Source organism: Paraburkholderia sp. J67, from assembly GCF_905220265.1.
Lineage (GTDB): Bacteria > Pseudomonadota > Gammaproteobacteria > Burkholderiales > Burkholderiaceae > Paraburkholderia.
The window spans coordinates 16,053-38,825 of record NZ_CAJMZK010000012.1 but is presented as its reverse complement, the minus strand read 5'-3'; the positions used below and the strand labels follow the sequence as shown (position 1 = coordinate 38,825).

Below are 22,773 nucleotides of genomic sequence, written 5' to 3'. Positions count from 1 at the left end.
CATCGATAAAACAAGGAGTTGCATCATGGCCGATCTGCGCTGCTCGATTGCCGGCATTCAATCGCCCAACCCGTTCTGGCTCGCCTCCGCGCCGCCCACCGACAAGGCCTACAACGTCAACCGCGCCTTCGAGGCGGGCTGGGGCGGCGTGGTCTGGAAGACCCTCGGCCTCGACCCGCACGTGGTCAATGTGAGTTCGCGCTACGGCGCGACCACCTGGCGCGGCCAGCGCATCGCGGGCCTCAACAATATCGAGCTGATCACCGACCGACCGCTCGACGTTAACCTCAAGGAAATCGCCCAGGTGAAGCGCGACTGGCCCGACCGCGCGCTGATCGTCTCGCTGATGGTGCCGTGCACCGAAGCGGACTGGAAATGGATCCTGCCGCTGGTGGAAGACACCGGCGCGGATGCGGTCGAGCTGAATTTCGGCTGCCCGCACGGCATGAGCGAGCGCGGCATGGGCGCGGCCGTGGGCCAGGTGCCCGAGTACATCGAAATGGTCACGCGCTGGGTCAAGGAAGGCACGCGCCTGCCCTGCCTCGTCAAGCTCACGCCCAACGTCACCGATATCCGCCAGGGCGCGCGCGCGGCGCACAAGGGCGGCGCGGACGGCGTCTCGCTCATCAACACCATCAACTCGATCGTGGGCGTCGATCTCGACGTCATGGCGCCGCTGCCGACCGTCGATGGCAAGGGCACGCACGGCGGCTATTGCGGCCCTGCCGCCAAGCCGATCGCGCTGCACATGGTGGCCGAAATCGCGCGCGACCCGCAAACCCAGGGCCTGCCGATCTCGGGTATCGGCGGCATTTCCGACTGGCGCGACGCCGCCGAATTCATGGTGCTGGGCGCGGGCAGCGTGCAGGTCTGCACCGCGGCGATGCACTACGGCTTCCGCATCGTCGACGACATGATCGACGGCCTCTCGAACTGGATGGACGACAAGGGCTACGCCAACCTCGACGCCATTCGCGGGCGCGCGGTGCAGAACGTCACCGACTGGCAGTACCTGAATCTGGAGTACGACATCAAGGCGCGCATCGATCAGGACCGCTGCATCCAGTGTGGCCTGTGCCATATCGCCTGCGAAGACACCTCGCACCAGGCCATCACGGCAACGAAGGACGGGCAGCGCCACTTCGAGGTGGTCGATGCGAATTGCGTCGGGTGCAATTTATGCATGCATGTCTGCCCGGTCGATCAGTGCATCACGATGGAGCGCGTCGACTCGGGCCGTTACTCGAACTGGACGACGCATCCCAACAATCCGGCCCGCGTGGCCGATCCGAAGGCGGCTTGATCCTTCGTCGGCATTCAAACGAAACCAAACGACAAGACACGGAGAGTGAGCATCATGAGCCAGCCAGCAGCAAGCGGTGGGGTAGGCGGCGACGCAGGGGCGCGCCGCAGCGCAAGCGAGCTATACAACGACGACCTTGCGCCCACGGGCGTCGCGCAGCGCACGTGGCGCTGGTATCACTTCGCCGCGCTGTGGGTGGGGATGGTGATGAACATCGCCTCCTATATGCTCGCGGCGGGGCTCACCGAACAGGGCATGTCGCCATGGCAGGCCGTCATCACGGTGCTGCTCGGCAATGTGATCGTGCTCGTGCCAATGCTGCTGATCGGCCATGCGGGCACGAAATACGGCATCCCCTATGCCGTGCTGGTGCGTTCGTCGTTCGGCACCCAGGGCGCGAAGCTGCCCGCCATGCTGCGCGCCATCGTGGCGTGCGGCTGGTACGGCATTCAATCGTGGCTAGGCGGCAGCGCGATCTATACGCTCGCCAACATCCTGTTCCATAACGCGCTGGTGGGCGACGCACTGCCCTTCCTCGGCATCTCGATCGGCCAGGGCGCGTGCTTCCTGCTGTTCTGGGTGCTCCAGCTCTACTTCATCCTGCACGGCACGGATTCGATCCGCTGGCTCGAAAGCTGGTCCGCGCCCATCAAGGTCGTGATGTGCGTGGCGCTGGTCTGGTGGGCCTGCTCGAAGGCGGGTGGCGTGGGCAGCATGCTCTCGCAGCCTTCGCAGTTCGCGGCGGGCGGCAAGAAGGCGGGCCTCTTTTGGGTCACGTTCTGGCCGAGCCTCACGGCGATGGTGGGCTTCTGGGCCACGCTCGCGCTCAACATTCCCGACTTCACGCGCTTCGCAAAAACGCAGAAGGATCAGTTCGTCGGCCAGGCGATCGGCCTGCCGATTCCGATGGCGCTGCTCTCCGTGGTCTCGGTGGTGGTGACGTCGGCCACGGTGGTGATCTACGGCAAGGCGATCTGGGACCCCATCGACCTCACGAGCCGCATGGAAGGCGTGGGCGTGGGCATCGCGCTGGTGATCCTGACGCTCGATACGATGTGCTGCAACCTGGCCGCGAACCTGGTCGGCCCGGCCTATGATTTTTCGAGCCTCTGGCCCAAGGGCATCTCGTACAAGGCAGGCGGTCTCATCACGGCGGGCCTCGCCATCGTCATGATGCCGTGGAAAATTCTGGCTACCACGCAGGGCTATATCTTCACCTGGCTCGTGGGCTATTCGGCGCTGCTCGGTCCGGTCGCAGGCATTCTGATGGTCGATTACTTCCTGATTCGCGGCACGCGCCTGAACACCGAACAACTCTTCGAGGAAAACGGCGAGTACGCCTATTCGAACGGCTGGAACCCCGCCGCCGTGATCGCGCTGCTTGCGGGCGTGCTACCGAATCTGCCGGGCTTTCTCGCCGTCGCGTTCCCGAACGCCTTCCCTTCCGTGCCCGATGCGTTCAAGGGCATCTATACCTACGCGTGGTTCGTCGGCCTCGCTATCGCGGCCGTGGTCTACGGCGTGCTGATGAAACTCGGCAAGAGCCGCAGGCCGAGCATCGCGAACGCGTAAATACACTGACATTCAAGACTCAACCGAAGGAGACATAGCATCATGGCGATCCTGATTCGAGGCGGCACCGTGGTGGACGCGGACAAGACGTATCGCGCAGACGTGCTCTGCGATAACGGCACGATCACCGCGATCGGCGAGAACCTCGACGCGCCCGCCGGGGCCACCATCGTCGATGCGGGCGGTCAGTACGTGATGCCGGGCGGCATCGACCCGCACACGCATATGGAATTGCCCTTCATGGGCACGAAGGCGCACGACGACTTTTACACCGGCACGGCGGCGGGCCTCGCGGGCGGCACCACGTCGATCATCGACTTCGTGATTCCCAACCCTAAACAACCGCTCATGGAAGCCTTCCGCGAGTGGCGCGGTTGGGCCGAAAAGGCCGCCGCCGACTATGGCTTTCACGTAGCGGTGACGTGGTGGGACGAAAGCGTGCATCGCGACATGGGGCTGCTCGTGAACGATCACGGCGTCTCCAGCTTCAAGCACTTCATGGCGTACAAGAACGCCATCATGGCCGACGACGAAATCCTCGTGAACAGCTTCGCGCGCGCGCTCGAACTGGGCGCGCTGCCCACCGTCCACGCGGAAAACGGCGAGCTTGTATTCCAGCTGCAACGGCAATTGCTCGCGCGCGGCTTCACGGGACCGGAAGCGCACCCGCTTTCACGTCCGCCCGAAGTCGAAGGCGAAGCCGCGAACCGCGCGATCCGCATCGCCCAGGTGCTGGGCGTGCCGGTCTATATCGTGCACGTCTCCGCGAAGGAAGCGCTCGAAGCCATCACGCGTGCGCGCGCCGAAGGCCAGCGCGTGTTCGGCGAAGTGCTTGCGGGACATCTGGTGATCGACGAAGCCGTCTATCGCGATCCCGACTGGACGCGCGCGGCCGCGCACGTCATGAGCCCACCGTTCCGCACCAAGGAGCATCGCGATGCGCTCTGGCGCGGCTTGCAAGGCGGCCTGCTGCACACCACGGCCACGGACCACTGCGTGTTCTGCGCTTCGCAAAAGGCAATGGGGCGCGACGATTTCACACGGATTCCTAACGGATGTGGCGGCGTGGAAGACCGCATGGCGATACTCTGGGATCAAGGCGTGAACACGGGACGCCTCACGCCGAACGAGTTCGTGCGCGTAACGTCCACGAACGCGGCGCAGATCTTCAACCTCTATCCGCGCAAGGGCGCAGTAGCCATAGGCGCGGATGCCGATCTCGTGGTCTGGGACCCCGAGGCCACGCGCACGATCTCCGTAAAGACCCATCACCAGAACGTCGACTTCAACGTATTCGAAGGCATGACGGTGCGCGGCGTGCCCACGCATACGGTCTCGCAAGGCGAACTGGTGTGGGCCGACGGCGATCTGCGCGCCCGGCGCGGCGCGGGGCGCTATCTCAAGCGGCCCGCGAATCCCGGCTATCTGCAGGCCTCGCGCCTCGCGAAGCAGTTGAAGGAAACCGAGCCGGTGCATCGCGAAGGCGACAAGGTCGCCTGAGCACTAACGCTCCCGCACTCAATACTGCACGACGATGGTCACGCGGCGATTGAGCGCGCGGCTCGCGGGGTCGGCGCCGGCAACGAGCGGGAAGTTGTCGGCCCGGCCGATCGCCGCGAGGCGATGCGGCTCGACCCCGCGCTCGACCAGATAGCGCACCACGGCGCCCGCGCGCGCCGACGACAGCTCCCAGTTCGACGCGTAACGCGCGTTGGCGATGGGCGTGCTGTCCGTATGCCCCTCCACGAGGATATTGCCGTTGGGCACCTGCGCCAGTACGCCCGCGATGCGGCTCAGCACGCCAAAGGAATCGGGCAGCAAGGCAGCATCGCCCGCGTTGAAGAGAATCTTCGCGTTGATGCCGATCTCCATGCCATGCGCGACCGGCGCGATGGTGATCTCGCCGCGCGCGCGTAGCGGATCGAGCGAGGCCAGCAACGTACGCTCTGTACCCGGCGCTTGCGTAGTGCTTGCTGGCGCAGCCTGCGACTGATTGCGCAGCTCCTGTTCATGACTCTTCGCCAGTTGCATGGCGTAGAGCGCGAGGAACAGCACCATCATCGTCGTGACGAGGTCGGCGTAGGAGAGCAGCCAGCGGCCGGACTGCTCGCCGCCTTCGTCCTCATCATGGTCGAGGACGCTTTCGAGGACATTACGCGGCGCATCATGCGCCGCGTGTTTGCCGAGTGACGTTTGCATGCTGGGGATTCCGCTCGCGCTCAATTGACGGGTGCGCTTTCGGCAACGCCCATCTGCACGCCCTGACGTGCCCACGCGTTAGCCTCGCCGCGTGCGCCCACTTCGCCCGCCAGACGCGTCGCGATCATATGCGGCGTTTCCTTGCGCGAGATCGCGAGCAGGCCGTCGAGATAGAGCTTGCGCAGCCGCAACTCGCTTTCGATATGCGCGCGCATCTTGCCGTAGAGCGGCAGGAATACGAGGTTGGCGAGCGCGAGACCATACAGTGTCGCAACGAAAGCCACCGCAATGCCCGAGCCGAGTTGCGACGGCTCGACCAGATGCGCGGTCACCTGGATCAAACCCAGCACCGAACCCAGAATGCCAAAGGTAGGCGCATAACCGCCCGCCTGCTGCCAGACGCGCGCGGCCGCCATATGCGTGCGGCCATAGGCTTCGAGTTCGCGATTGAGCGCGTCTTCGAGCACGGCGGTCGACACGCCGCCCGCGAGCAGTTCGAGCCCGCGTCGCGCGAACGGATGAATGCCCTGCCAGTCCATCGACTCGAACGCGAGCAGGCCATTGAGCTTGGCCTGATCGCCCCATTCGAGCACGGCCGCAAGGCTCGCTTCATCGACTTGCTGCGCGCGCACAAACACCGTGCGCAGGCGGCGGATCGCATCGAAGAAACGTGCCCAGGTGTTCTGGATCATCACCGCGCCGAGCGTGCCGCCCAGCACGACCACGAGCGCTTCGGGCTGAAGCAGCGAGCCGAAGTGACCGCCTTCGAGCATGAAGCCCACCACGACGGCCGCGCCGCCCAGCAGGACTCCGAACAAAGTCAACAGATCCATGTGTGTTTCCGGTGTGAGGCATGTAGAAACCAGGCGCAGGCAGACCCGGCGCGCCCGAACGATACGGGCGCGCTAACGGTCCACCTTGCCTGCGAGTCGCGGGATTACGCGGCGTGCGCCCTGAGTTCGCGCACGGCGCCAATCAGACGTTGCTCGATCCCCTCCAGTTCGATCGGATCGGACTTGATCTCGCGGCGCATGAGCCAGGAAATCTCGTTCTTGCGCGCTTCGGACAGCACCGATTGCAGTCGCTCGGACACGGCCGGATCTTCGAGCGAGGCCAGCAGCTTCGCGAGATCGTAGGTATCGAGCGCGTTGACCGCGTCGAACAACGTACGCTGATCGACGAAGAGCAGATCGTCGAGCGACTGCACGTCGCCCGAACCGCGGCTCGCGCGCTTCGTGAAGTACGAGACGCCCTTCTGTTCGACGAAGTTCAGCACCTTCGACTTTCTGAATGCGAAAAGCTCGTCGGCGATCTCGCCGTGCGAGAGCTTGTTGAGCAGCAGCTTGCGCTCCACGCCGATCAGCGCTTCGAGATCGCTCAACTCGATCAGTTCGAGTTCGCTGTTGATCGACACATCGAGATCGCGATCGGCCACTTGCGTGGCGCGGTCGATGATCCGCACGGGGTCGAACGTGACGACCTGTCGGCCGAGCGCGCCATCGGAATGATCGGCCCCGCCCAGATGCGACGCCGTCTGGCTCGACTCCATCGCGATGAGGTTGAGCTTTTCCATGCGGCGCAGCATCGCCATCACGTGCGGGCGCGAATGACCCGCCACGGCGCGGCACTTGTGCACCACGTCCGCGAGCGCGACGCTCACTTCGCCCGCACCCGGGCCTGCGCCTTGACGCGGCCAGCCGCCCTTCGGCTCGGCGCGCTCGGCGCCCGCGAGCAGCGAAAGCACGTGTGCGTATGAGAGCACGCCGGGCATGAAGTCGGCATGCGTGTAGGTGGCGAGTTGATCGTCCTTCGCTTTCGCACGGCGGATCATGGTGCGCACGACGTGGCGCAGCAGCGGCGACACGCGTTCGAGTTCGTCGTCGATGATATTCGACGGCACGACGGTCAACTGGCAGAACGTCAGCGCCTTGGCGGTGCTCGGACGCGGCTCGGCGCCAAGCAGGGCGCTTTCGCCGAAGAACTCGCCGCGGCCCAGCGTCGCCGTCACGACGCGTTTTTCTTCACAACGGGTGGAGATTTCGACTTTGCCGTCGGCGATGACGAAGAGCAGGCGCTCGCCCGCGAAGCCTTCCGAATAGATGACTTCGCCGGGCGCGGCGGTGCGCGACCATGTTTGACTGCGATTCAAGGTAGTTCCCCGTATGCGTTTGTCTTGTCGATCGTCTCCGGCGTGCGGCTCCGGGACCACCGATCTGGTTCTCGTATGACTGCCGTTTACGGCTTTGCGCAGGGGGTTCTTGAATCAATTTGCATCGGGGTTGAGCGCGTGCGGACACGCCTCATTCGCGACCCTGAATGCGATGCAATCCATAGGCCGCTTTTAGCGTTTCAATCGGCGCAGATGGGGCGAAGGCAAACGATTGCGCTCGATGTTGATGCGAAGCCGGGATGCAGTGTCCCGGCTTTGCCTTTCAATCTTCAAGCCGCCAGCTTTCCCACCGAGCCATTCGCTGGCGGCACGACCACGCCCGCGCGGGCGAAGCGGATCGCTTCCATCAGCGCCTGATGTTCGCCAACATGATTGGCCAGCAGCAGGATCAATTGCGCGTTGACCGACTGGCTCTGTGCCTCGTCGAGGTCGCGATGCATGTCGATCAGCGCTTCGTAGAAGTCATCGGGGCGCGCGAGATTGGGTTGGGTGTTCAGCATCGTCGTCTCCTGTCCCATCTTCATTTCGTCATTCGTTTCGTAATGATCTGCACAATCGATTCGAAAGGCGGCCGCGTTTTGCTGTAGCGAACGCAGCCGCCCTTCGCATTCACGCTTTATGCCGTGCCTTCCACGCACAGCGCCCGCTTCAATGCACGTTCCACACGCGCCGCGCTGACGCGATGCCAACGCGCACTAACGTGTTGATCCGGGCGGATCAGATAGAACGCGCCGTCTTGCGCGCCGTAGCGCTGCGTGGCCAGCCCTTGTGCATCGCGCAGCACCTTCGCGCCTGCGGGCAGACCTTCGGGCGCAACACCTTCGCCTTCGATCACTGCCACGACATCGAGCGGCACCGCGCCGTTGGCAAGCGCATCGAGCGCCGCGCGCGTTTCGCTGTCGAGCGTCGATCCCGCGCGGCAGAACAGCAGCCCCGCGAAGCGATCGCCAAGCTGTTTGAGCAGCCATTGCGCGTTGCCTTGCGCATCGGTCAGCGGTGCATCGGCGCACGATGCGCCCGGCACCATCTGGCCCGTGAAGGGGTCTTCGTCGGCGGTATTGAGCGTCGATTCATACAGCACCGCGGGCACCGAAAGCCGTCCGCTATTCACGAGTTGGCGCGCAAACGCATGCTCGCGCGCCAGCGTGAGCACGGCGTCGCGGAACACGCGGCTCACCGCGCTCTTGGGCGTGATGAAATCCGTCGAGCGCGTGGAGTTGCGGATGTTTTCATCGGCAGCGAATTCGCGCTCGCTGGCGTAGGTGTCGAGCAGCGCATCGGGCGCGCGCTGCTCCAGCACCATCGCCAGTTTCCACGCGAGGTTCTCGCTGTCCTGGAAGCCGCTATTCGCGCCGCGCGCGCCGAACGGCGAGACAAGGTGCGCCGAGTCGCCCGCGAACAGCACGTTGCCGTGACGGAAGCTGTCCATGCGCAAGCACGAGAACGTGTAGATGCTCACCCATTCCAGTTCGAACTTCACGTCGGGGCCGAGCAGTGCACGCACGCGCGGGATTACGCGTTCGGGCGTTTTTTCGAGCACCGGGTCGGCGTCCCAGCCAAGCTGGAAGTCGATGCGCCAGACGTTGTCGGGCTGACGATGCAGCAACACCGACTGGTTCGGGTGAAATGGCGGATCGAACCAGAACCAGCGTTCGGTCGGGAAATCCGCTTCCATCTTCACATCGGCGATCAGGAAGCGGTCCTTGAATGTGCGGCCGTGGCTGTCAAGGCCCATGAGCTTGCGCACCGGGCTGCGCGAGCCGTCCGACGCCACCACGTAGCGCGCAAGCAGTTCGTAGGGACCGTCGGGCGTGTCGATTTCGAGCGCGACGTGCGCGTCGTCCGAACCTGGCGTGCCGCGTTGCGCGACGCCCGCGACCTTGTTCTTCCAGCGGATTTCGAGGTTCGGCAGTTCCTGCGCGCGTTCGAGCAGGAAGCCTTCCACGTAGTACTGCTGAAGATTGACGAAAGCCGGACGATGATGGCCGCTTTCGGGCAGCAGGTTGAAGGTGTAAACCAGTTCGTCCTTGCGGAACACCTTGCCCACGTTCCAGCTCACACCTTTCTCGACCATGCGCTCGCCACAGCCGAGGCGGTCGAAGATGTCGAGCGAGCGCTTCGAAAAGCAGATCGCGCGCGAGCCCGTGGAAAGCGTGCAATCGTCGTCCACGAGCACGACGTTCACGCCTTGCTGCGCGAGGTCGATGGCGGTGGCGAGGCCCACCGGCCCCGCGCCCACTACAACAACGGGGCGCACGCGTTTTTCTGCGGCTTCGCCTTGTTCATGGCTGCGCGTGTAGTCGAAGGTCAGCGATTGATAGTCGATCATTCCTTATGTCTCCTGCCAGTCTCACACTCCTACGCTCAATCCTGCAACGCGTCCCACATATCCTTGTCGCGCTGCGCGGTCCAGATGCGCGGATGCGTGATGCCGCTCGCCTCGTCATAAGCGCGCGACACGTCGAACGGCAGGCAATGCTCGTAGATGAACACATGACCGAACTTCGGGTCCATCGCTTCGCGCGTGAGCGCCATCGACTGCTTCAGATCGAGCTTCTGTTCGACGGCCTTGCGCCCCTGCGCGAGCAGCGTCGAAACGAAGTCCTTCGTGTAGTCGAGACCCTTGTTCACTTCTTCGGGGTTGAGCAGCGCGGGACCACGTCCCGGCACCAGCTTTTCCGCGCCCAGCGAGCGCAGCGCTTCGAGCGTGGCGGGCCATTCGGCGAGTTGCGCGTCGCCGCAATAGCAGGCCGCGTCGTATTCCACGAGGTCGCCTGAGTAGAGCACCTTCTGCTGCGGCAGCCACACCACCGTGTCGCCCTTCGTGTGGCCCGAGCCCAGATGCGCGATCTTCACCTCGAGCTTGCCGAGGAACAGCGTGATTTCCTTCTCGAACACGAGCGTCGGCCACGTGAGGCCCGGCACTGTTTCGACGCCCGCGAACAGACGCGGGAAACGCTCGATTTCCGACTTCATGTCGGCTTCGCCGCGCTCGACGATCATTTCATAGGTGCCGCGGCTCGCGATGATCTGCTGCGCGCCTTCCTTGAAGTACGCCGATGCGCCCAGCACGCGCACCGCGTGATAGTGCGAGAGCACGACGTATTTGATGGGCTTGTCGGTGACGCTGCGGATCTTCGCGATGAGGTCCTGCGCCATGGCGGGCGTGGCCGTGGTATCGACGATCAGCACGCCGTCGTCGCCGATGATGACGCCCGAGTTGGGATCGCCTTCCGTCGTGTACGCGTAGGCGTTTTCCGAGAGCTGGGTGAACGTGACCTGCTTTTCTTCGAGGTCGGCCTGCGATGCGAACGCCTTTGCCATGTGAGTCTCCGTATCGGTGGGGAACCTGCAGGGAACGCATGACGCGGCGAGGCGGCGCGCACGCGCCATGAGGCGCATGCGGATGGACCGGCGCACATGCGCCAGCCGGTTTTGTCTCGCCCCGTCTGGTTCTGTCTGGTTCGGTTGAACCGCTGTTCTGCCGGGGTGAGGCCATGATCGCCCGCCCGGTTTTATTTGTCAATGACGAATTTACTCGTCATATGCAAATATTCGGATGCACAGGATTTGCCTGCCGTTCGGTTAACATGGACCCTTTTTCAGCCCGGGACAACGAGTGAAGACCCCTCGCAACGCGCCGCCCTCCGCAGTGGGAGCCGATGCCGATGGCACGGGTGCCGGACGCGCCCAGCGCGGCATCCAGAGCGTCGAAGTCGGCGCGCGCCTGTTGCGCGCGCTGGCCGACGCGCGCGTGCCGCTCACGCCCACCGACCTCGCGGCGGCGGGCGAGATCGCGTCGAGCCAGGCGCACGCCTATCTGGTGAGCCTCACGCGCCTTGGGCTCATCAAGCGCGACGCACTGTCCGGGCGCTACGAGGCGGGCCCGCTTGCGCTGCGCCTCGGCCTGCTGCATCTGGCGCAGCAACCGGCGCTGCGCGAAGCCGTGCCGCAGGCGGCGGCGCTCGCCCAGGCGCACAACTGCAGCGTTGCGCTGTGCATCGCCGGGCCGCAGGGTCCGACCATCGTGCGCTATGAGCACGCCAGCCTGCCGCTGCACGTGAACCTGCATGTTGGCACGGTGATGTCGCTGCCGGCCACGTCCACGGGCCGCGTGTTCTGCGCTTTCCTCGACGACGCCACGCTGCGCGCGATGTGGGCCAACCAGAGCGCGCAGCCGGTCTGGCGCGGCACCACGGCAGCCGACGACATCGCAGCACCCGACGCCGCCTTCGCGGCCACGCTCGACACGATCCGCGCGCGCGGCTTCGAAATCGGCATCGACGCGCCCAGCCCCGGCGTGAGCAGCGTCTGCCTGCCCGTGCTCGATCCGCACGGCGCGCTGCGCGTCACGCTTACGGCCATCGGCGCGAGCGGCGCGCTCGACGTGCGCGCTGAGGGCGCGCTGGTGCGCGCGCTGCGCGACGCCGCGCAACAGATCGCGCAAGCGGCTTTTTCATCGACCTGACCATGCCACGCACACCCGATCCAGCCGACGCCGCCAGCACCTTGGATAGCGCCGACAAACCCCAACGCGGCATCCAGGCGCTCGACGCCACAGGCGAACTGCTCGCCGCCCTCGTCGCGGCGGGCACGCCGCTGTCGCTGCGCGACCTCGCGGCGGCGGCCGGCATGCCCAGCGCCAAGGCCTTCCCGCATCTGGTCAGCCTGCTCAAGACCGGCCTGCTCGCGCGCGACGAGGCAGGCCGTTACGCAGCCGGCCCGCTGAGCCTCGAACTCGGCCTGCTCGGTCTTGCGCGCCTGTCGCCGGTGCGCGAAGCCGACGCCGAACTCGTCGATCTCGCCACCAGCACCGGCATGAGCGTCGCGCTCGCGGTCCCGGGGCCGCTTGGGCCCACGGTCGTGCGCCTCGAAGAATCGCCGCGGCCGTTGCACGTGAGCCTGCGGCCCGGCACGGTAATGTCGCTCGTGAACACCGCCATCGGCCGCGTGTTCGCCGCCTGGCTCGACGACGATGTGCGCGCGGCGCTGCTCGCGCAGGACGGTCTGCGCCTTGCGGGCGCAACCTCATGGCCCGCCGACGACAAGGCCTACGTCGAACGCCTCGCCGCGATCCGAGCCCAGGGCCTCGACACGGCGCTCGACAAGCCGATTCCCGGCATCAGCACCGTGGCCGCACCCGTGTTCGACCACACCGGCAGCGTATGCCTCGTGCTCGCGCTGATGGGGCCGTCGGGCAACCTCGACACCACGCGCGAAGGCACGAGCGCGGCATGCCTGATCGCCGCCGTCGAGCGCCTGTCGCGCCGCTTCGGCTACGTGGCGGGCGCCGCGCTACCGCCGCTATAATCGCCTTCCAGCGCGGCATCAATACGGCATCAACACACTCCAACCAGCGCCCAGGCGCGCCGCCGCGTCACCCTAAAAGGACCCGCCCATGAGCACGGCCTCCACCGGTTCCCGCGCGGCGCAGCGCCAGGTCGCGGATCTACCCTGTCCGCGCGGCCTGCCGCTCGTCGGCAATCTGCTCCAGCTTTCGCCCACGCGCCTGCATCAGATCCTCGAGAACTGGGCCGAAGAACTCGGCACGCCTTATCGTTTTCAGGTCGGCAGCATTCCCATCACGATCTGGACCGACACCGAACTGATCCAGCAGATCATGCGCGAGCGCCCGCACCGCTACCGCCGCTATCAGCCGATCGAAGCCGTGCTCGAAGAGATGGGCTGCAACGGTCTCTTCTCGGCCGAGGGCGCGGCCTGGGAGACGCATCGCCGCCTCGTCATGCAGGCGCTGTCGATTCCCAATATCAAGGCGTTCTACACCACACTCTCCGACATCACGCAGCGTCTGCGCACGCGCTGGCTGCGCGCGGCCGAGCGCGGCGAGACCGTGGAGATGACCGACGACCTCAAGCGCTACACGGTGGACGTGACGTGCGCGCTCGCGTTTGGCGAGGACCCGCGCACGCTGGAACGCGATCACGGCGTGATCCAGGAGCATCTGGAACGCATCCTGCCGAGCGTGATGGGTCGCATCAACGCGCTGTTTCCGTACTGGCGATACTTCAAGCTGCCGGCGGATCGCAAGCTCGATCAATCGCTTGAGGCCGTGCACCGCTACGTCGACGCGATGATGGCGCGCGCCCGCGAGCGCATGCGCGACGAACCGTCGGAGATGCCACGCAATCTGCTCGAAGCGATGCTCGTGCAGCAGCAACAGCAGGACGCGTCGCCGGAACATGGCGGCGCGCCCATCACCGACGCGCAGATTCGCGCCAACGTGCTGACGATCCTGCTCGCCGGCGAAGACACTACCGCCGACTCGATCGCCTGGACGCTGCCCTATCTGGCCGCCGATCCCGCGCTGCAAACGCATCTGGGCGAAGAGGCGCACCGCGTGCTGGGCGACGCGCCCGTCTGCCCCGACTACGCGACGCTCAAGGAACTCGATATCTTCGAGGCCATCTGCATCGAGGCGACGCGCCTGCGCCCGGTGGCGGCGGTGCATTCGTTCGAGCCGCTCGAAGACGTGGTGCTCGACGATGTGGCGCTGCCCAAGGGCACGCGCATGTTCTTCGTCGCGCGCCCCGCGATGATCGACGCGAAAAACTTCGTCGATCCGCAGCGCTACGATCCGTGGCGCTGGATGCGCAAGGGCGAGCACGACGCGCACGCGGGCGCGCATGACGTGCGCGCGTATCTGCAGTTTGGCGCGGGGCCGCGCGTGTGCCCCGGACGCCATCTGGCGACCGTGGAAATGCGTCTCGCGCTCTCCATGCTGATGAACGAGTTCTCGATCGAATTGGCTATCGACCCGGCAAAGATCAACGAGGTGTCCGCGTTCACGATGGTGCCGGACACCATGCCGGTGAAGTTGACGAAGCGGGTGCGCGGCGCGGCCTAATGCGCACCATCGCGGCGCGGTGCCTCGCACCACGCTTGCCACACGTGCCGAAACGCAGCTTCCATATGACGCGCGAAACGCGGGCCATCCATAAGCGGCGAGGCCTGCATGCGCGCGCGCAAACCCGCGCGCAGGGCAGCGAGGCGCGGCAGGTCGCGCGCAAGCGCTGTGACGATGGCAACGTAGCGGGCGTCGCTGTCCGCCGCCAGTTCCGGCAAGCCCAGATTGGCCAGCAGGCAAAGCCCGGCGCGGCTCACCGCCGAACGCCCGAAACGCGTGGGCACGGGCACGCCCATCCAGAACGCGTCGAGACTCGTGGTGTGGCCGTTGGCCGGAAAGGTATCGAGCGCAATGTCGAACGCCTGATATGTGCGCAAATACTGCACGCGCGGCTGCATGCCCATGAAACGCACGCGTGCCGGATCGATGCCATGGGCCTGCAAACGCGCCGCCAGCTGCTCGCGTGCGCTGCCCGCGGGCGCCATCAACATGAGACGCGCGTCGGGCAACGCGGCGAACACACCGGCCCAGAGCGTGAGCGTGGCGTCGGTTAGCTTGCACGGATTATTCAGGCATCCAAACGTTACATAACCGTTCGAGAGCGAGGGCAGCGCGTTGACCTCGACGCCTGGCGCCTGCGCGTCGTAGCACCAGAACGCATCGGGCAGGCGCAGCGAACGCTCGACGTACTGGTCATCGACATTCGGGACGCCCGGCGGATCGATGCAGGGATCGGTAAGCCGCCAGCCGATCGACGGACTACCCGTCGTGCCGGGATAAGCGAGCCACGCCACCTGCACCGGAGCGGGCCGCATGGCGAACAGCAGGCGTCGCGCGCCATCCATATGCATGGTCAGATCGACGAGGATATCGATGCCATCGTCGCGAATCTGCTGCGCGAGGCGCGCGTCGTCGAGTTCGGCCACGTCGCGCCACACGTCAGCGTGGCGCTTGAGGCGCTCCGTCATGTCGTCGCGCCGGTGGCCCAGCGCGTAGCAGACGATCTCGAACGCCGCGTGATCGTGATGGCGCAAGAGCGGCATCATGAAAAGCGACTGGCAGTGATGGCGGAAATCCGGCGAGACATAGCCGATGCGCAATCGGCGTGCGGGTTCCGGCGGGTTCGCGTAGTTCGTCTGCGCGCTCGCGGCAAGAAGCGCCGCCTCGTGCCGCGCGGCAAAGCGTTCTGCTTCCACGCGAACGGCATGACCATCGTCGATGGCGAACATCAGCGAGAACAGCAGGTTGCTGTGCGCGCCGATATGCGCGGGATCGCAGGTCAACGCACGGCGATAGCTCGCGATGGCTTCGTCGATGCTGCCCATCTTGCTGAACGTGTTGCCCAGGTTGAGATGCGCATCGGCAAAATCGGGCTTCAAGGCAATGGCGCGCGCGAACGCGGCGTGCGCGGCGTCCACGTCGCCCAGGTTCAGATGCAGATTGCCGAGGTTATTCCACGCGGAAACGCGGCCCGGCTCCAGCGTCAACGCGCGTTCCAGGGCAGCTTGAGCTTCGTCGGTGCGCCCCGCGCCCTGCAGGACCGTTCCGAGATTCGTCAGCACCTCGACGGCATCGGGCGCGAGCGTGCGGGCGTGCTCGAGAACCGCAAGCGCCTCGGTCTCGCGATGCATCTTCAGCAGCACCTGCCCCAGGTTGTTCCACGCATTCACATGCGCAGGCGCGATCTCCACCGTGCGCCTCAGCACGATAAGCGCGCGCGCCCACTCGCACGACTTCGAAAGCATGGTGCCGTAGTTGAAGTGGATGCCCGCGTGCATCGGCGCGAGCGCCAGCGCCCGATCGAAGCAGCGCGACGCCGCCACGGTGTCGCCCGCTTCGCCATACAGGTGTCCGAGGTTATTAAGCGCGATGGGGGAATCCGGTTGCATCTCGACGGCACGCTGCAGCGCGCGGATCGCCATGTCCCGTTGCGTAGCGTCGCAGGTCATCGCGAACGTCACGAGAAAATTCGGCGCCTCGCGCAACGCCAGCGCTCGCTCGATAAACGCACGCGCCACCAGCCGGTCGCGCCCCAGTTCGAGCACGGCGGCGAGGTTGAGCGCTTCGGCGTCGTGCGGATTCGCGACGATCAGCTGCTCGCACAGCGCAAGGGCGCTTGCGGTTTCGCCGCGCTGCCAGGCGGATTCGGCCGCGGCGAGCGTGACGGTTTCGGGTGATTGAGACGAGGACATGTTTGTGAACGATTTCAGCTGCTCGCGCGAGCCAACACGGCGCCGCGACAGGCAAGCGACAAACGTTCGAGTCTAGTTTCGTCTCAATATCGCCAGATGGATATCTGACGGATCGCCACGCAAGCGTGCGCGGCTCACTCTCTCACTTCACCGACACTATCCGAGCCGCTGCGCGCCTGCGCGTCGCGCATCTTTTCGAGCGTGCGCGGCGCGAGGCCCATCGCCACAGCGATCGCCAGCGCGTCGATCACCGCCAGATGCGCGATGCGCGCGACGCCCGGCGCGTGCGGCTCCTGTGCGGCGGGCACGCGCAACAGCAAGGGAATATCGACAACCCATGCGAGACGCGACCCCGCATTGGTGAGCGCGATGGTGGTCGCGCCACGCTCCTTGGCGATCTGGATGCTTTCGTTGACCTCGACGCTGCGGCCCGACTGCGAGATGGCAAAGGCCACATCGCCGGGTTCGAGCAGCCCCGCGTGCAGGCGTTGCAAATGGGCGTCCGTGAAGGCGCTCGCGGCGATATCGAGGCGCAGCAAACGCAACGCCGCATCCTGCGCGACAAGCCCCGACCCCGCACCAACGCCAAAGAAGTAGACCCGCCGCGCACTGCCCAGCGCCGTCGCGGCGGCCTCGAACACGGCCGGGTCGAGCGAGGCGCGCGCATGCTTCACGCCCTGCACCACCGCTTCCGCCACGTTGTCGAGCAGCGTGCCCACCTGGGTGGCGTCGCCGCTCGTCATCTCCTGTGCGGCCGCGAACGGCACACCGCCCGCCGCGCTCTGCGCGAGCCGCATCTTGAAGTCGCGCAGGCCGTGCGCGCCCACCGCGCGGCAAAAGCGCGTGACCGAAGGCTCGGACACATCGGCGCGCAGCGCGAGTTCGGTGATGCTCGCGCGCATCGCGAAGTCGATGTCGGCGAGCACCATCTCCGCGACCTTGCGTTCGGCGGGCCGCAGCGACTCCGCAACATTGCGGATGTGATGGATCAGGTTGGAGACCGGCAAGCTGTGTTCCGTGGAGTGAGCCGAGGAAGGTGCAAGCGCAGCGACGTGCCAGGCGCGGGCCCGACGTTCACCTCATCAATCGAGCCGCTTGCCGCTTTCGGTATCGAACAGATGCAGGTGCGCGAGCGGCAAACCCAGTGTCAGGCGCTGGCCTGGTTCGATGCCCGGCCGCGCGCGCGTCGTGACGCACCATGAATTGCCGCCTATTTTCCCGTACAAGTGGGTCTCGGCGCCAGTCGGCTCGACCACCTCGACGGCGAACGGCACGTCGGCCGTCTGACCGGCTCCCGTTTCGATATGTTCGGGACGAATGCCCAGCGTCACGCGCGCGCCCTGCTGCGCGAGCCCTTCGGGAATCGCAATGCGCACGCCATCGTCGAGCACCAGCGCCGTGCCGCGCGCATCGTTCATCACGCTACCCGCCGCGAAGTTCATCGACGGAGAACCCAGGAAGCTCGCCACGAACAGATTGCCCGGTTTGTCGTAGAGATCGAGCGGCCGGCCGATCTGCTCGATACGGCCCGCGTTCATCACGACGATGCGGTCGGCCATCGTCATCGCTTCGATCTGGTCGTGCGTGACGTACACCACCGTGTTGCGCAGGCGCTGATGAAGCGCCTTGATTTCCGTGCGCATCTGCACGCGCAGCTTGGCGTCGAGATTCGAGAGCGGTTCATCGAACAGGAACAGCGAGGGTTCGCGCACCACGGCGCGACCCATCGCGACGCGCTGGCGCTGCCCGCCCGAGAGCGCACGCGGCAGGCGGTCGAGATAGTTCGAGAGATTGAGCAACTTCGCGGCGGCCTCGATGCGTGGCTTGAAGCCGTCCTCGCGCTCCTTGCGAATTCGCGGCCCGAACGCGATGTTGTCGTACACCGAGAGATGCGGATAGAGCGCATAGCTCTGGAACACCATCGAGATATTGCGCTGCTGCGGCGGCAGGCCGTTCGCGCGTGTGCCGCCGATCGTGAGATCGCCGCCGCTGATGTCCTCCAGACCCGCGATCATGCGCATGAGCGTGGTCTTGCCGCAACCCGAAGGGCCGACCAGCACGACGAACTCGCCGTCCTCGATGTCGAGATCGACGCCATGCACGACCTGCGTTTCGCCGTAGCGCTTGTAGATGCCGTTCAGTTGTACCGCTGCCATGCTGTCCTCGTGGGCTGGTTGTCGCTTTCGTGGATGCGCCGCTTCAGATTTCGTCGAGCGTCAGTTCGTTCGCCATCAGACGGTTACCCGCCAGCAGCCCCGCATCCACCGGCAGCGCAACGCCCGTAATCACGCGCGCTTGCGGCGAGGCGAGAAACTGCACGGCGTCGGCGATGTCGTCGGGCGTGGCGACGTCGCCGAGCGGATACCACTTCTTTAGTTCTTCGAAGATTTTCGGATGCTGCGCCACGCGGTCATGCCACGCAGGCGTCTTGACGGTGCCGGGGCAAACAATGTTCGCGCGGATGCCGTGCGGCCCCAGTTCCATCGCGAGCGCTTTCGTGTAGCTCACTAGCCCCGCCTTCGCCGCGCTATAAGCGGGGTGGCCGAGCGCGCTCAAACCGTTCACCGAGCCGATCAGCACCAGCACGCCGCGCCGGCGCTCGATCATCGAGGCGCGTACCGCCTCCACGGTGTAGTAGGTGCCGTTGAGGTTCAGATCGACGTCGCGCCGCCAGCTGGCCGCGTCGGTATGCGCAAGCGTGGTGCCGAGCGCGCCGCCCGCGTTCGCCACGGCCACGTCCACCGGGCCGCGCGCGGCGACGGCGCGCGCCACCGCATCGGCGAGTGCGGGCTGGTCGCTCACGTCGGCGGCCAGCGCTTCGAGGCGCGCCGCGCCGAACTCATCGGCCAGTTGCTGCACCGCCGTGGCGTCACGGTCAAGCGCGAGCACGGTGTCGCCCGCCTCGACGAATCGTTTGCACAACGCCCGGCCAATCCCGCCGCACGCGCCCGTCACCAACACCACCCGGCTCATGTTCGACTCTCCGTGAAAGCTCGTTGCGGGCCCGGTTTCAAGCAGCAACCGGGCCTGTAAATTTCCAACAACATCAGGTTTTCAATCGTTGTGAAAGCCGTGATCCAAAGATTCAAATGCAGGCATCCCAAATATTGAGACACACGAATTTCCCATGTTTTACGGCATGTTATGCAAATTCAGGACCGGAAAACAATATCGAGATTCCCAGGTGACAACGCTTTTTTCATCCTGTAGGATTTTTTCAAACAACGCAAGGCCAGCCAGATAACCACGTTAGGAGAGAGAGAATGGCGTTTAAGGCACGTGCATCCACCACGCTCGGCAAGCTCGCCGTCGCTATGGCGTTCGCAGGCATCACCGTCGCGGCGCATGCCGATACCGTTCGCGTGACCGTCGCCCACTACAGCGACGCCACGGCCCCGTACTTCGAGAAAATGGCCAAGCAGTTCGAGGCCGCCAACCCCGGCACGACCATCAAGATCGAAGACGTGAACTGGGACTCGCTGCAACAGAAACTGCAGACGGACATCTCGGGCGGCGCCAACGCCGACCTCGCCATCATCGGCACGCGCTGGCTGCTGGACTTCGTGAAGGACGACATCGCCGAGCCGCTCGATCCCTATATGGACGCCAATTTCAAGGCGCGCTTCATCGGCCCGTTCCTGGCTCCTGGTGAAATCAACGGCAAGATCTACGGCCTGCCGATCGCGGCGTCGGCGCGTGGGCTCTACTACAACAAAGACATGCTCGCCTCGGTGGGCTATCCGGATGGCCCGAAGAGCTGGAACGACGTGATCGAGGCGTCGAAGAAGCTGAAGGCCAAGGGCATCGCCGGTTTCGGCCTGCAAGGCAAGGAAATCGAAACCGACGTGTACTTCTACTACGCGCTGTGGACCAACGGCGGCGACGTGGTGGGCAAGGACAACAAGGCCGCATTCAATTCGGCCGCCGGCGTGAAGGCCGCGACGCTCTACAAGACGATGATCGACGAGGGTCTCACGGAGCCGGGCGTGACGGGCTACAGCCGCGAAGACGTACAGAACCTCTTCAAGCAGGGGCGCGTAGCGATGATGATTTCCGCGCCGTTCCTCGCCAAGCAACTGAAGAAGGAAGCGCCGAACATCAAGTACGGCATCGATCCGATTCCGGTGGGCACCGCTCCCGCGACCTACGCGGTCACGGACTCGATCATGATGTTCAAGAACTCCAAGGTGAAGAAGAGCGCCTGGAAGTTCCTCGACTTCCTGTTCACGAAGCAGCCGCGCGTGGAATTCACCAGCACGGAAGGCTTCCTGCCGACCACCAAGGCTGAAGCCACCGACCCGGCGTTCCAGGACCCGGACACCAAGGCCTTCGTCGCGCTGCTGCCGCACGCGAAGTTCGCGCCGACCGTGACCGGCTGGGAAGACACCGCCAAGGCCGTGACCAACGCGATGCAGTCGATCTATCTCGGCAAGGCCAAGCCCGCCGACGCGCTGAACCAGGCCGCCACCGAAGCGAACAAGTCGCTCGGCAAGTAAGCAGGCATACCCTGCCGCCGCGCAGTATCGCGGCGCGAACCGGCGCGTGGCGTAGCATGCAGACATCGCTACGCCATGCGCCGGTTCTTCGACTGACTGCACGCAACACCGGACGCATTACGACATGACTACCGGTCCCCTGAAGCAGACGCCGCCCGCCAATCCGGCGCGAGGCGTCGCGACCGACCCCACACGCGCACGCCCAAGCATGAGCCGCTCCGACCGCGCCGTTGCTGTCCCCCGCGCCCCCTGGCTGCTGATCGTGCCGAGCCTGTTGCTCGCGCTCTTCATCATCAGCTATCCGATCTTCAACATCGTCTGGCAATCGCTGCACGATGTGTCGCGCTTTGGCCAGATCCGCGACTTCAGCGGCCTGCAGAACTTCTACAACGTCTTTGGCGACCCCGTATTTCTGAGCGCGCTGAAGAACACCCTCATCTGGACCTTCTGCGTAGTGGTAGGCACCGTGGGGATCTCCGTGCCGGTCTCGCTCGTGCTCAATCAGGACTTCTATGGACGAGGCGTCGCGCGCACCATCATCATGCTGCCGTGGTCGGTGTCGCTCACGATGACCGCCGTGGTCTGGCGCTGGGCCTTCAACGACGACTACGGCATGGTCAACGTCACGCTGCAAAAGCTCGGCCTGATCGCCGGGCCGATTCACTGGCTCGCCACGCCCGAATACGCGTTTCCGGTCGAGATCGCCGTGGGCATCCTCGTGTCGATTCCCTTTACCACGACGATCCTGCTGGGCGGGCTCTCATCCGTGCCGGGCGACATCTACGAAGCCGCGCGTATCGACGGTGCGAGCGCCTGGCAGCAGTTCCGCCAGCTCACGCTGCCGTTGCTCAAGCCCTTCATCAACATGACGATCCTGCTCAACGTGATCTACGTGTTCAACTCGTTTCCGATCATCTGGGTAATGACGCAGGGCGGCCCGGACGACAGCACGCACATCCTCGTCACCTATCTCTACGAACTGGGCTTCCGGCTGGGCCGGCCGGGCGAAGCGGCCGCCGTCTCGCTCATCATGCTCGTGATCCTGTTCGTGTTCTCGGTGGCCTATCTGCGTGTGCAGGCCAAACGTGGTGGCGCGGAAGGAGATCTCGCATGAACCGCAAGCTCAAACGCTCGCTCTGGTGCTGGCTCGCGCTCTCGCCGCTGGTGGTGGCCGTGTTGTTCCCGTTCGCGGTGATGTTCTTCACCTCGTTCAAACCGGCCAACGAAGTCTTCGTCTATCCGGCGCGCTGGCTGCCCGTGCATTGGCGCTGGGAAAACTATGTCGATATGTGGCAGGCCGCGAACTTCGGCGTGGCCTTGCGCAACAGCATCGTCATTTCGTTCCTGTCGACGGCGCTTGCCCTCGCCGTCAGTCTGCCCGCCGCCTATGCGCTCGCGCGCTTTCCGTTTCGCGGACGCGGCGTGTACCGGCAGTTCCTGCTCGTCACGCAGATGCTCTCGCCCATTCTGCTGGTGGTGGGCCTGTTCCGCCTCGCCGCGATGATCCCCTATGGCGACGGCAATCTGGTCGATTCGAAGATCGGCGTGATCGTCTCGTATGCGGCGTTCAATATCGCCTTCGCCGTGTGGATGCTGTCGTCGTATTTCCAGACCGTGCCGCGCGATCTGGAGGAGTCAGCATGGCTCGAAGGGTGCAGCCGCACGGGTGCGGTGTTCCGCGTGTTCCTGCCGCTTGCGATCCCAGCCGTGGTGGTGACGGCCATCTTCACCTTCATCAGCGCGTGGAACGAATTTGCGGTGGTTTATACGTTGATCCGCTCGCCCGAGAACAAGACGCTCACGGTGCAGGTCACCGATATGGTCGCCGGCAAGTACACCGTCGAATGGGAACTGGTGATGGCGGCCACACTCGCCGCGACGCTGCCGGTTTCGGTGGTGTTCGCGTGGTTACAGCGGTATATGGTGAAGGGGCTGGCGCTGGGGGCGGTGAAATAAATTGCGGGAGAGCCAACGGG

19 protein-coding genes are annotated in these 22,773 nt (G+C 65.1%); 9 read left to right on the top strand and 10 right to left on the bottom strand.

Annotation, left to right across the window (positions count from 1 at the left end; translation table 11 throughout):
* Positions 1-25: 25 nt before the first annotated feature.
* From preA to hydA, 3 genes are read left to right on the top strand one after another with little or no spacing between them, the layout of a single operon-like run.
* Positions 26-1,303: an NAD-dependent dihydropyrimidine dehydrogenase subunit PreA gene (preA, locus tag U5782_RS21670; RefSeq protein ID WP_322045935.1), complete on the top strand. Its 1,278-nt coding sequence runs from the start codon at positions 26-28 to the stop codon at positions 1,301-1,303.
* Between the two features lie 54 nt (positions 1,304-1,357).
* Positions 1,358-2,875: an NCS1 family nucleobase:cation symporter-1 gene (locus tag U5782_RS21665; protein WP_322045934.1), complete on the top strand. Its 1,518-nt coding sequence runs from the start codon at positions 1,358-1,360 to the stop codon at positions 2,873-2,875.
* A gap of 42 nt (positions 2,876-2,917) precedes the next feature.
* Complete coding sequence (hydA, locus tag U5782_RS21660; protein ID WP_322045933.1) at positions 2,918-4,375, top strand: dihydropyrimidinase; 1,458 nt, start codon at positions 2,918-2,920, stop codon at positions 4,373-4,375.
* 18 nt (positions 4,376-4,393) lie between these two features.
* Here hydA and U5782_RS21655 read toward each other — a convergent pair whose 3' ends face one another.
* The 6 genes from U5782_RS21655 to U5782_RS21630 form a co-directional block, all read right to left on the bottom strand.
* Positions 4,394-5,074 carry a flagellar motor protein MotB gene (locus U5782_RS21655; protein WP_322045932.1) on the bottom strand — a complete coding sequence of 227 codons (681 nt, stop codon included), beginning with the start codon at positions 5,072-5,074 and terminating at the stop codon, positions 4,394-4,396.
* Between the two features lie 20 nt (positions 5,075-5,094).
* A complete protein-coding gene (locus U5782_RS21650; RefSeq protein ID WP_322045931.1) occupies positions 5,095-5,907 on the bottom strand; it encodes a flagellar motor protein in 813 nt (270 codons plus the stop codon).
* Positions 5,908-6,011: 104 nt separating this feature from the next.
* Complete coding sequence (locus U5782_RS21645) at positions 6,012-7,223, bottom strand: Crp/Fnr family transcriptional regulator (RefSeq protein ID WP_322045930.1); 1,212 nt, start codon at positions 7,221-7,223, stop codon at positions 6,012-6,014.
* Positions 7,224-7,513: 290 nt separating this feature from the next.
* Positions 7,514-7,744, bottom strand: a complete 231-nt coding sequence (locus tag U5782_RS21640; RefSeq protein WP_322045929.1) for a DUF2783 domain-containing protein — start codon at positions 7,742-7,744, stop codon at positions 7,514-7,516.
* Positions 7,745-7,860: 116 nt separating this feature from the next.
* Entirely contained in the window at positions 7,861-9,573 is a 1,713-nt protein-coding gene (locus U5782_RS21635; RefSeq protein WP_322045928.1) for an FAD-dependent oxidoreductase, read from the bottom strand.
* A 35-nt stretch (positions 9,574-9,608) separates the two neighbouring features.
* Positions 9,609-10,568 (bottom strand): MBL fold metallo-hydrolase, encoded by a 960-nt coding sequence (locus U5782_RS21630; protein WP_322045927.1) that lies wholly within the window; start codon positions 10,566-10,568, stop codon positions 9,609-9,611.
* Between the two features lie 295 nt (positions 10,569-10,863).
* Here U5782_RS21630 and U5782_RS21625 point away from each other — a divergent pair, with 295 nt between their 5' ends.
* From U5782_RS21625 to U5782_RS21615, 3 genes are all read left to right on the top strand, one after another.
* Positions 10,864-11,712, top strand: coding sequence for an IclR family transcriptional regulator (locus U5782_RS21625; protein ID WP_415914377.1), 849 nt, complete (start codon positions 10,864-10,866; stop codon positions 11,710-11,712).
* Positions 11,713-11,714: 2 nt separating this feature from the next.
* On the top strand, positions 11,715-12,554 hold the full coding sequence (locus U5782_RS21620) for an IclR family transcriptional regulator (protein ID WP_322045926.1): 840 nt from the start codon (positions 11,715-11,717) through the stop codon (positions 12,552-12,554).
* 88 nt (positions 12,555-12,642) lie between these two features.
* Positions 12,643-14,109, top strand: coding sequence for a cytochrome P450 (locus tag U5782_RS21615; protein ID WP_322045925.1), 1,467 nt, complete (start codon positions 12,643-12,645; stop codon positions 14,107-14,109).
* Here U5782_RS21615 and U5782_RS21610 read toward each other — a convergent pair.
* The 4 genes from U5782_RS21610 to U5782_RS21595 form a co-directional block, all read right to left on the bottom strand.
* A complete protein-coding gene (locus U5782_RS21610) occupies positions 14,106-16,301 on the bottom strand; it encodes a tetratricopeptide repeat protein (RefSeq protein ID WP_322045924.1) in 2,196 nt (731 codons plus the stop codon). The two genes, U5782_RS21615 and U5782_RS21610, sit on opposite strands and share 4 nt — an antisense overlap.
* A 134-nt stretch (positions 16,302-16,435) precedes the next feature.
* The gene (locus U5782_RS21605; protein ID WP_322045923.1) at positions 16,436-17,308 is read right to left on the bottom strand and encodes a MurR/RpiR family transcriptional regulator; all 873 of its coding nucleotides are present in this window, start codon (positions 17,306-17,308) and stop codon (positions 16,436-16,438) included.
* Between the two features lie 75 nt (positions 17,309-17,383).
* The gene (locus U5782_RS21600) at positions 17,384-18,457 is read right to left on the bottom strand and encodes a sn-glycerol-3-phosphate ABC transporter ATP-binding protein UgpC (RefSeq protein WP_322045922.1); all 1,074 of its coding nucleotides are present in this window, start codon (positions 18,455-18,457) and stop codon (positions 17,384-17,386) included.
* A 43-nt stretch (positions 18,458-18,500) separates the two neighbouring features.
* The gene (locus tag U5782_RS21595; protein ID WP_322045921.1) at positions 18,501-19,274 is read right to left on the bottom strand and encodes an SDR family oxidoreductase; all 774 of its coding nucleotides are present in this window, start codon (positions 19,272-19,274) and stop codon (positions 18,501-18,503) included.
* Positions 19,275-19,564: 290 nt separating this feature from the next.
* Here U5782_RS21595 and U5782_RS21590 point away from each other — a divergent pair, with 290 nt between their 5' ends.
* From U5782_RS21590 to U5782_RS21580, 3 genes are all read left to right on the top strand, one after another.
* On the top strand, positions 19,565-20,797 hold the full coding sequence (locus U5782_RS21590) for a sugar ABC transporter substrate-binding protein (protein ID WP_322045920.1): 1,233 nt from the start codon (positions 19,565-19,567) through the stop codon (positions 20,795-20,797).
* Between the two features lie 208 nt (positions 20,798-21,005).
* Complete coding sequence (locus tag U5782_RS21585) at positions 21,006-21,911, top strand: sugar ABC transporter permease (protein WP_322046101.1); 906 nt, start codon at positions 21,006-21,008, stop codon at positions 21,909-21,911.
* Entirely contained in the window at positions 21,908-22,753 is an 846-nt protein-coding gene (locus tag U5782_RS21580) for a carbohydrate ABC transporter permease (protein WP_322045919.1), read from the top strand. The genes U5782_RS21585 and U5782_RS21580 overlap by 4 nt, the downstream gene beginning before the upstream one ends.
* Positions 22,754-22,773 lie beyond the last annotated feature (20 nt).

Excerpts from the sequence above, each read along its gene's own strand:
- U5782_RS21620 (WP_322045926.1), top strand. The coding sequence starts at position 11,715 with ATGCCACGCACACCCGATCCAGCCGACGCCGCCAGCACCTTGGATAGC.
- U5782_RS21640 (WP_322045929.1), bottom strand. The coding sequence starts at position 7,744 with ATGCTGAACACCCAACCCAATCTCGCGCGCCCCGATGACTTCTACGAA.
- U5782_RS21580 (WP_322045919.1), top strand. The coding sequence starts at position 21,908 with ATGAACCGCAAGCTCAAACGCTCGCTCTGGTGCTGGCTCGCGCTCTCG.
- U5782_RS21615 (WP_322045925.1), top strand. The coding sequence starts at position 12,643 with ATGAGCACGGCCTCCACCGGTTCCCGCGCGGCGCAGCGCCAGGTCGCG.
- U5782_RS21595 (WP_322045921.1), bottom strand. The coding sequence starts at position 19,274 with ATGAGCCGGGTGGTGTTGGTGACGGGCGCGTGCGGCGGGATTGGCCGG.
- U5782_RS21610 (WP_322045924.1), bottom strand. The coding sequence starts at position 16,301 with ATGTCCTCGTCTCAATCACCCGAAACCGTCACGCTCGCCGCGGCCGAA.
- U5782_RS21590 (WP_322045920.1), top strand. The coding sequence starts at position 19,565 with ATGGCGTTTAAGGCACGTGCATCCACCACGCTCGGCAAGCTCGCCGTC.
- U5782_RS21665 (WP_322045934.1), top strand. The coding sequence starts at position 1,358 with ATGAGCCAGCCAGCAGCAAGCGGTGGGGTAGGCGGCGACGCAGGGGCG.
- preA (WP_322045935.1), top strand. The coding sequence starts at position 26 with ATGGCCGATCTGCGCTGCTCGATTGCCGGCATTCAATCGCCCAACCCG.
- U5782_RS21600 (WP_322045922.1), bottom strand. The coding sequence starts at position 18,457 with ATGGCAGCGGTACAACTGAACGGCATCTACAAGCGCTACGGCGAAACG.
- U5782_RS21635 (WP_322045928.1), bottom strand. The coding sequence starts at position 9,573 with ATGATCGACTATCAATCGCTGACCTTCGACTACACGCGCAGCCATGAA.
- U5782_RS21650 (WP_322045931.1), bottom strand. The coding sequence starts at position 5,907 with ATGGATCTGTTGACTTTGTTCGGAGTCCTGCTGGGCGGCGCGGCCGTC.
- U5782_RS21630 (WP_322045927.1), bottom strand. The coding sequence starts at position 10,568 with ATGGCAAAGGCGTTCGCATCGCAGGCCGACCTCGAAGAAAAGCAGGTC.
- U5782_RS21655 (WP_322045932.1), bottom strand. The coding sequence starts at position 5,074 with ATGCAAACGTCACTCGGCAAACACGCGGCGCATGATGCGCCGCGTAAT.
- hydA (WP_322045933.1), top strand. The coding sequence starts at position 2,918 with ATGGCGATCCTGATTCGAGGCGGCACCGTGGTGGACGCGGACAAGACG.
- U5782_RS21585 (WP_322046101.1), top strand. The coding sequence starts at position 21,006 with ATGAGCCGCTCCGACCGCGCCGTTGCTGTCCCCCGCGCCCCCTGGCTG.